8 protein-coding genes are annotated in these 6,916 nt (G+C 59.3%); 6 read left to right on the forward strand and 2 right to left on the reverse strand.

Annotated features, from left to right (window positions below; all coding sequences use genetic code 11):
* The first annotated feature begins 235 nt into the window (after positions 1-235).
* The 5 genes from ACEYDX_RS06385 (at position 236) to aroB (ending at position 4,780) form a co-directional block, all read left to right on the forward strand.
* Complete coding sequence (locus ACEYDX_RS06385) at positions 236-1,204, forward strand: ABC transporter permease (protein ID WP_373741190.1); 969 nt, start codon at positions 236-238, stop codon at positions 1,202-1,204.
* Between the two features lie 366 nt (positions 1,205-1,570).
* The gene (locus tag ACEYDX_RS06390) at positions 1,571-2,512 is read left to right on the forward strand and encodes an iron chelate uptake ABC transporter family permease subunit (protein ID WP_373741191.1); all 942 of its coding nucleotides are present in this window, start codon (positions 1,571-1,573) and stop codon (positions 2,510-2,512) included.
* Positions 2,513-2,634: 122 nt separating this feature from the next.
* Positions 2,635-2,931: a hypothetical protein gene (locus ACEYDX_RS06395; RefSeq protein ID WP_373741192.1), complete on the forward strand. Its 297-nt coding sequence runs from the start codon at positions 2,635-2,637 to the stop codon at positions 2,929-2,931.
* Positions 2,932-3,040: 109 nt separating this feature from the next.
* On the forward strand, positions 3,041-3,559 hold the full coding sequence (locus ACEYDX_RS06400) for a shikimate kinase (RefSeq protein WP_373741193.1): 519 nt from the start codon (positions 3,041-3,043) through the stop codon (positions 3,557-3,559).
* Between the two features lie 141 nt (positions 3,560-3,700).
* Positions 3,701-4,780 carry a 3-dehydroquinate synthase gene (aroB, locus tag ACEYDX_RS06405; RefSeq protein WP_373741194.1) on the forward strand — a complete coding sequence of 360 codons (1,080 nt, stop codon included), beginning with the start codon at positions 3,701-3,703 and terminating at the stop codon, positions 4,778-4,780.
* Positions 4,781-5,135: 355 nt separating this feature from the next.
* On the opposite strand, the gene ACEYDX_RS06410 is transcribed toward aroB, so the two are convergent.
* A complete protein-coding gene (locus ACEYDX_RS06410) occupies positions 5,136-5,300 on the reverse strand; it encodes a hypothetical protein (protein ID WP_373741195.1) in 165 nt (54 codons plus the stop codon).
* Between the two features lie 325 nt (positions 5,301-5,625).
* Positions 5,626-6,102, reverse strand: a complete 477-nt coding sequence (locus ACEYDX_RS06415; protein WP_373741196.1) for a YchJ family protein — start codon at positions 6,100-6,102, stop codon at positions 5,626-5,628.
* 242 nt (positions 6,103-6,344) lie between these two features.
* On the opposite strand from ACEYDX_RS06415, the gene ACEYDX_RS06420 reads away from it, so the two are divergent.
* On the forward strand, positions 6,345-6,916 hold a 572-nt coding region (locus ACEYDX_RS06420), incomplete at its 3' end, for an RnfABCDGE type electron transport complex subunit B (protein WP_373741197.1).

Genomic DNA, 6,916 nt, shown 5'->3' on the forward strand with positions numbered 1-6,916 from the left:
CAACGGAAACCCCTTTCCACACAGTAGGTACGGTTAGGCGGTACGCCGTAACCGTACGCAACGGCCGCTACCGTCGAACCGTTGCCAAACTGCGCCAGTCGGAAAAACATACCGTCCGTACGGTTACGCCCGCTTCGGCGGGCTAACCGTACCTACTTTAAACCGCACTGGCAACGACCAGCCGTTTTCAGACGGCCTGACTGCCTTTCCGAACAACCCGTTACCCACACAAAACATGACCGCAAAACCCGTTCCGCTCATTCTTTACAGCCTGTCCGCCCTTGTCCTGCTGTTTGCCCTCAGCCTGTCCGTGGGCGTGGCGCAGTTTTCGTGGGCGGATCTGTTTTCGGGCAGCCTGAACGACAGCGCAGAGCTGATGCTGGTCAGCCGTCTGCCGCGCACGTTTGCGATTGTGCTCACGGGCGCGTCGCTGGCGGTGGCGGGGATGATGATGCAGATTCTGATGCGCAACCGCTTCGTCGAACCCTCGATGGTGGGCGCAAGCCAGAGCGCGGCTTTGGGGCTGCTGCTCACCGCCATCTTTTTCCCCGCCGCCGCGCTGACGGCGAAAATGGCGGCGGGTGCGGTTTCGGCGATGGCCGGAATGCTGCTGTTTATGGCGCTTATCCGCCGCCTGCCGCCGACGGCGCAGCTTTTGGTGCCGCTGGTGGGCATGATTTTCGGCGGCGTGATTGAATCGGTGGCGGTGTTTATCGCGTACGAGCTGGAAATGATGCAGATGCTCGGCGTGTGGCAGCAGGGCGATTTTTCCGGCGTGCTGCTCGGGCGTTACGAACTGCTGTGGCTCACGGGCGTGATGGCACTGCTGGCCTATCTGATTGCCGACCAGCTCACCATTGTCGGCTTGGGCGAAACGGTGGCGGTGAATCTCGGCCTGAACAGCCGCACCATCTTGTGGGCGGGTTTGATTATCGTCGCCCTGATTACCTCGCTGGTGGTCGTTACCGTGGGCAATATTCCGTTTATCGGGCTGGTGGTGCCGAACATCGTTTCCCGCATGATGGGCGACAAACTGCGCGAAAGCCTGCCTGCCGTGGCGCTGATGGGCGCAGGGCTGGTACTCTTGTGCGACATCGTCGGCCGCGTACTGGTGTTTCCGTTTGAAATCCCCGTGGCAACGGTGTTCGGCGTCGTCGGCACGGGCGTGTTCCTGTGGCTGCTGATGCGGCAGAAGGCCGTCTGAAACGGTTCGGACAGACTGTCCATCTGCCATAGAAACCGTTTGGCAACGCCCTGTGTTTTTCAGACAGCCTCGGTATTCCGCCCACACATCAGGCCGTCTGAAAAAACGGACTTGGCTGTATTTGAACCTGTGTTGCGTTGACATGAAATCTTCGTCATTCCCGCACAGACGGAAATCCGGAACGGCGGTCTGATACCGGTAATGAAACATTGGAAGTCCGGATTCCCGCCCGCGCGGATGACGGAAACCGACCGACACTTTCAAAACAAACCTTGCCCACACCTAACCAATCAAGAAACAAACCATAAACCGCTTAACCGACAAACCCCGAAAACCACGCCCCGCAATCCAAATCCTAACCCAACCATGAACAAACCCCTGTACACCGCCCTGTTGCTGCTGCTGATAAGCTCTGCCCTGTTCCTCACGCTGGGTGCAAACGGCAACTGGGATTTCATCCTGCCGCTGCGCGCCACCAAGCTCGCCGCGCTGCTGCTGGTGGCCTACGCCGTCGGCGTGTCCACGCTGCTGTTCCAAACGCTTACCAACAACCCCATTCTCACGCCCTCGATACTCGGTTTCGACGCGCTGTATATTTTCCTGCAAACCCTGCTCGTCGCCCTGCTCGGCGGCGTGGGCTACACCCACCTGCCCGCACTCGGCAAATTCGGCTTCGAAATCGCCGCCATGCTGGGCGGCTCGGTGCTGCTGTTTGCCGTACTGATGAAGCAGGGCGGACGCGATTTGGCGCGGATGATTTTAATCGGCGTGATTTTCGGCATCCTGTTCCGCAGCCTGTCCACCCTCATCCAGCGCATGATCGACCCCGAAGAATTCGCCGTGGCGCAGGCTTACACATTCGCATCGTTCAACACCGTCAACACCCAGCTTCTCGGCATCGGCGGGATCATCCTCGCCGCCAGCGCGCTGTTCGTCTGGCGCGAACGCCACCGCCTCGACGTTTTGATGCTCGGCCGCGACCAATCCGTCAACCTCGGCATCCACTACACCCGCACCACCCTGTGGCTGCTGCTGTGGACGGCCGTGCTTACCGCCGTGTCCACCGCCGCTGTCGGCCCCGTCAGCTTTTTCGGCCTGCTTACCGCCGCACTCGCCAACCATTTCGCCCCCACCGTCCGCCACAGCCACCGCCTACCGATGGTGTTTCTCACGTCCGCCGTGCTGCTGGTGGGCGGGCAGACACTGTTCGAACACGTTTTGGGCATGAAGGCCGTGTTGAGCGTGGTGGTCGAATTTGCAGGCGGACTGGTCTTTTTATGGCTTGTTTTAAAAAGGAAAAAAGCGTAGGGTTCGGAACAGGCCGTCTGAAAACCGTGCAGCGGCATCGGCCTGCTTACCCGTTTCCGCAGCAAAATCCGCAAGTGGCAAAAGACGGTGTCCCTGGCCGTCTGAAAATAAGGAAAGCCGACATGGACGAAAAACTCACCCGCGAAACCGCCTTCCTCCACCGCGTTCTCGAAGTCGCGGGCAGCAGCGAAACGGTTGACGTGTTCATCGGCAAACCGTACGAACACCGGCACGAAGAATGGCATTGCCGCTACCGCATCGTCGGTGCGGGCAAAGACATGAATTTCGGCGCAATCGGCATAGACGGCGTGCAGGCTTTGCAACTCGCATTCAACGTCATCGAAGCCTCGATTATCGGCGCGGATTTGCCGCTGCGCTGGCTGGGCGAAACCGATTTGGGCTTTACCGGCCGAGCCTGAAAACGTGCGAAGCCGGTGCAAAACCACCGCTTATCATGAGTTTGCATCAACACAGGCCGTCTGAAAAAGATTACAGACACAACTGATTTTTTTCGTTTACAATGCCTTCATGGAAAAAATAGCAGGCAACCTGATTTTTATCGGCATGATGGGCGCGGGCAAAACCACGTTGGGCAAACAGATTGCCCAAATCCTCAACCGCCCCTTTTACGACAGCGACCACGAAATCTGCAAGCATACGGGGGTCAACATCCCCACCATCTTCGAGATGGAAGGCGAACAGGGTTTCCGCAACCGTGAAACCGCCATGCTCGACAAGCTGACCGGCAACAGCAATATCGTGCTGGCCACCGGCGGCGGCGCGGTGGTGCGCGAAGAAAACCGCGGCCTGCTGCGCGAACGCGGCACGGTGGTTTATCTGCACAGCATCCCCGAAGTCCTGCTCGAGCGCACCCGCTACGATACCAACCGCCCGCTGCTGCAAGTGGCCGATCCGCTGGCCAAACTTCAGGAACTCTACAACGCGCGCGACAGCCTGTACCGCTCCACCGCCCACCTGACCGTCGAATCCGGCCACAGCCGCGAAACAGTCGAAAACCTGCTGAAAAAACTGTCACTCAACAAATAGGCGGCTTGCGCAAACCGATAAGGCCGTCTGAACAACCGTTTTCAGACGGCCTTTACCGTTAAAATCTGCCCCCCGAACCACATACCTCCCATACGCCCCGCCAACCCACACGGCATTACGCCCGCCCTATCCGAGAACGCCATGCATACGCTGACCGTACAAACCCCGTCCGCTCCCTATCCGATTTTCATCGGCAGCAGACTCATCGAACAGGCCGACACCCTGCTCAAACCCTATCTCGGCAAAAAAGCCGCCGTCATCACCAACGAAACCGTCGCCCCGCTCTACCTCAAAGCCTTTCAGACGGCCCTTGACCGTGCCGGTACCGAACATTTCAGCATCGTCCTGCCCGACGGCGAAGCCCACAAAAACTGGGAAACCCTCAACCTGATTTTCGACGGCCTGCTCGAAAACCGCGCCGAACGCAAAACCACGCTGATTGCGCTGGGCGGCGGCGTGATCGGCGACACGGTCGGTTTTGCCGCCGCCACCTACCAGCGCGGCGCACCGTTCATCCAAGTCCCCACCACCCTGCTCAGCCAAGTCGATTCGTCGGTCGGCGGCAAAACCGCCATCAACCACCCGCTCGGCAAAAACATGATCGGCGCGTTCTACCAGCCCCGCGCCGTACTCGCCGACCTCTCCACCCTGCACACCCTGCCGCCGCGCGAACTGTCCGCAGGCATGGCCGAAGTTATCAAATACGGCGCGCTCGGCGACACCGGCTTTCTCGAATGGCTGGAAAAAAACACCGTCGCCCTGATGGCGCAAAACCCCGACAAACTTGCCGAAGCCGTGTACCGCTGCTGCAAAATGAAGGCCGACATCGTGGCGCAGGACGAAACCGAACAGGGCATCCGCGCCTGGCTCAACCTCGGCCACACCTTCGGCCACGCCATCGAAGCCGAAATGGGCTACGGCGTATGGCTGCACGGCGAAGCCGTTGCCGCAGGCTGCATCCTCGCCGCCCGACTGTCCGAACAGCTCGGCCGCATTACACCCGCCGACACCGAACGCCTCGCCGCCCTGTTTTCCGCCGCCGGCCTGCCCGTAGAACCGCCCAAATTCGCGTTTGACAAATGGATCGCCCACATGCAGCACGACAAAAAAGTCGAAAGCGGCACCATGCGCTTCATCGGCCTCAACCGCTTGGGCGAAGCCAACATCACCGAAATCACCGATATGGAAATCCTGCGCCGAACCCTTCAACCGTATCTCTAAACGGTTCGGCTTCATCAAAACAGGCCGTCTGAAAAGTTTTCAGACGGCCTTGTAATGTTTTCGGCCGGTAGTGTTTACGCGATGTATCGATTTGTGCCGCACTGTTCGACCCCGTCATTCCCGCTCAGTCGGAAAATCGAAAAATTTCGGACTCGGATGCCGTTGAACCATACCGGTTTCTTACCGCCGAACGCCCGGATTCCCGCCTGAGCAGGAATGACGGGGGCGGTTATCAAGCCATCACCCAAACACGGCTTGATTGTTACCCTATTTAACTTGCAAACAGTTTACGGTTACGCCTCCCGGCCATGTGACAGAATTTTTTTCTGATTCCACCTGCAAGCAGTTTGTACGGTTACGCCGCTTTCGGGCGGCTAACCGTACCTACTCCTAAATCGGCGCAATGCGGACAGGCCGTCTGAAAAGTTTTCAGACGGCCTGTTTTGATGTTTTCGGATGTTTTCGGATGGCTGTGTTTACGCGATGTATCGATTTGTGCCGCACTGTCCGCCCCCGTCATTCCCGCGCAGGCGGGAATCCATGGCTGACCTTCACACACGGATGAAAAACAAGCCGCCGTAGGTACGGTTAGCCGCCCGAAAGCGGCGTAACCGTACAAACCGCTTGGTGAAATAGGGGTGAAAAATAAGGTCGTATTTGCATGATGCCGATCACCGACCCCGTTATTCCGCGCAGGCGGGAATCGGGATGTTCAGCGGTAAGAAACCGGTATGGTTCAACGGCATCCGAGTCCGAAATTTTTCGGTTTTCCGACTGCGCGGGAATGGCGGAAGGGATACCGCCGTTCAAAAAGCCGTCCCGTCCCGCACCAACCATCTTTTAATTTACCTGAAAAACTGCCCGCAGCACGCTTTGAATTTTTTATCCGAACCGCAGAAACAGGGCTGCTTCATCGTCGGCAGCGGCACGGTCGGGTCGATGAAATACCAACGTCCGCCCGTCTGCACGAAGGCCGACAGTTCGCAGTGTTCCTGCCTGCCGCCACCGCCGTTGCGGAATGCGGCGGAAAATTCCACCTGCGCATGGGCTTTGCCGATACGCGGCACATGGCGCAACACCGTCAAGCCCAGCCATTCCGTTTCGCGGCTCCACCGCATCAGCCCGTCCGCATCCAGCAGCGGCTGCTGTGCGGGCACGGTGGTGCGCACGATGTAGCCGATGTCGTGCAGCACATAAGCGCAATAGCGCGAACGCATCAGTTGTTCCGCCGTTTGCGGCACAGCCGTGTCGCGGTGGAACGGTGCGCAGCAGGCGGCATACGCTGCGCCCGAACCGCAGGGGCATAAGGTTTCCGAATCCATTTCACATTCCAATCAACCGGTCGAACCGCCATTATATAGGCCGTCTGAAAACAGCGGTTGGATACGGGCTTTGCCGGCACCGCCAAAATTGTCTTCCGCCGTCTTCCGCACAGCATCTGCCATACGGCTTACCGTATCGGGCAACTGCGGCCGAACCGACGCAGCCGGGCCGTCTGAAACCGATTTTTCCAGCAGGCTCAATCTGTTACAATACCGCCTTTCGATTTTGGGCGTTCCACACCATGAGCACCGACGTGCAATCCATCAACCGGCTGCTGCCGCAGACCCAATGCCGCGAATGCGGCTACGAAGGCTGCCTGCCCTACGCGCAAGCCCTTTCAGACGGCCTGGCCGCCGTCAACCTGTGCGCACCCGGCGGCGAAACCGTGATGCTCGATATTGCCGGACTGCTCCGCCGCCCGCCGCTCGCCCCCGCCAAAGTGCAGGAAAAAGCGTTGGCATGGATCGACGAAGATGCCTGCATCGGCTGTACCGCCTGCATCCGCGCCTGCCCCGTCGATGCCATTATGGGCGCGTCCAAACTGATGCACACCGTCATCCGAGACGAATGCACCGGCTGCAGACTGTGCGTCGCCCCCTGCCCCGTCGACTGCATCCATATGCAGCCCGTCGCGGCCGACCATCTGCCGCTCTCGCGCAGCAGCACCGAACCCGAACCCCGCTTTGCCGCCGCCGCCCACGCCCGGCAACGCTACGAATGGCACAGTCAGCGCAAGGAACGCGACGCTCAGGCACGCAAAGCCAAACTGGCTGAACGCGAAGCCGCCGCCCACGCACAATTTCAGACGGCCCC

The sequence above is a fragment of the Neisseria sp. genome (genome assembly GCF_041804105.1).
Classification (GTDB): domain Bacteria; phylum Pseudomonadota; class Gammaproteobacteria; order Burkholderiales; family Neisseriaceae; genus Neisseria.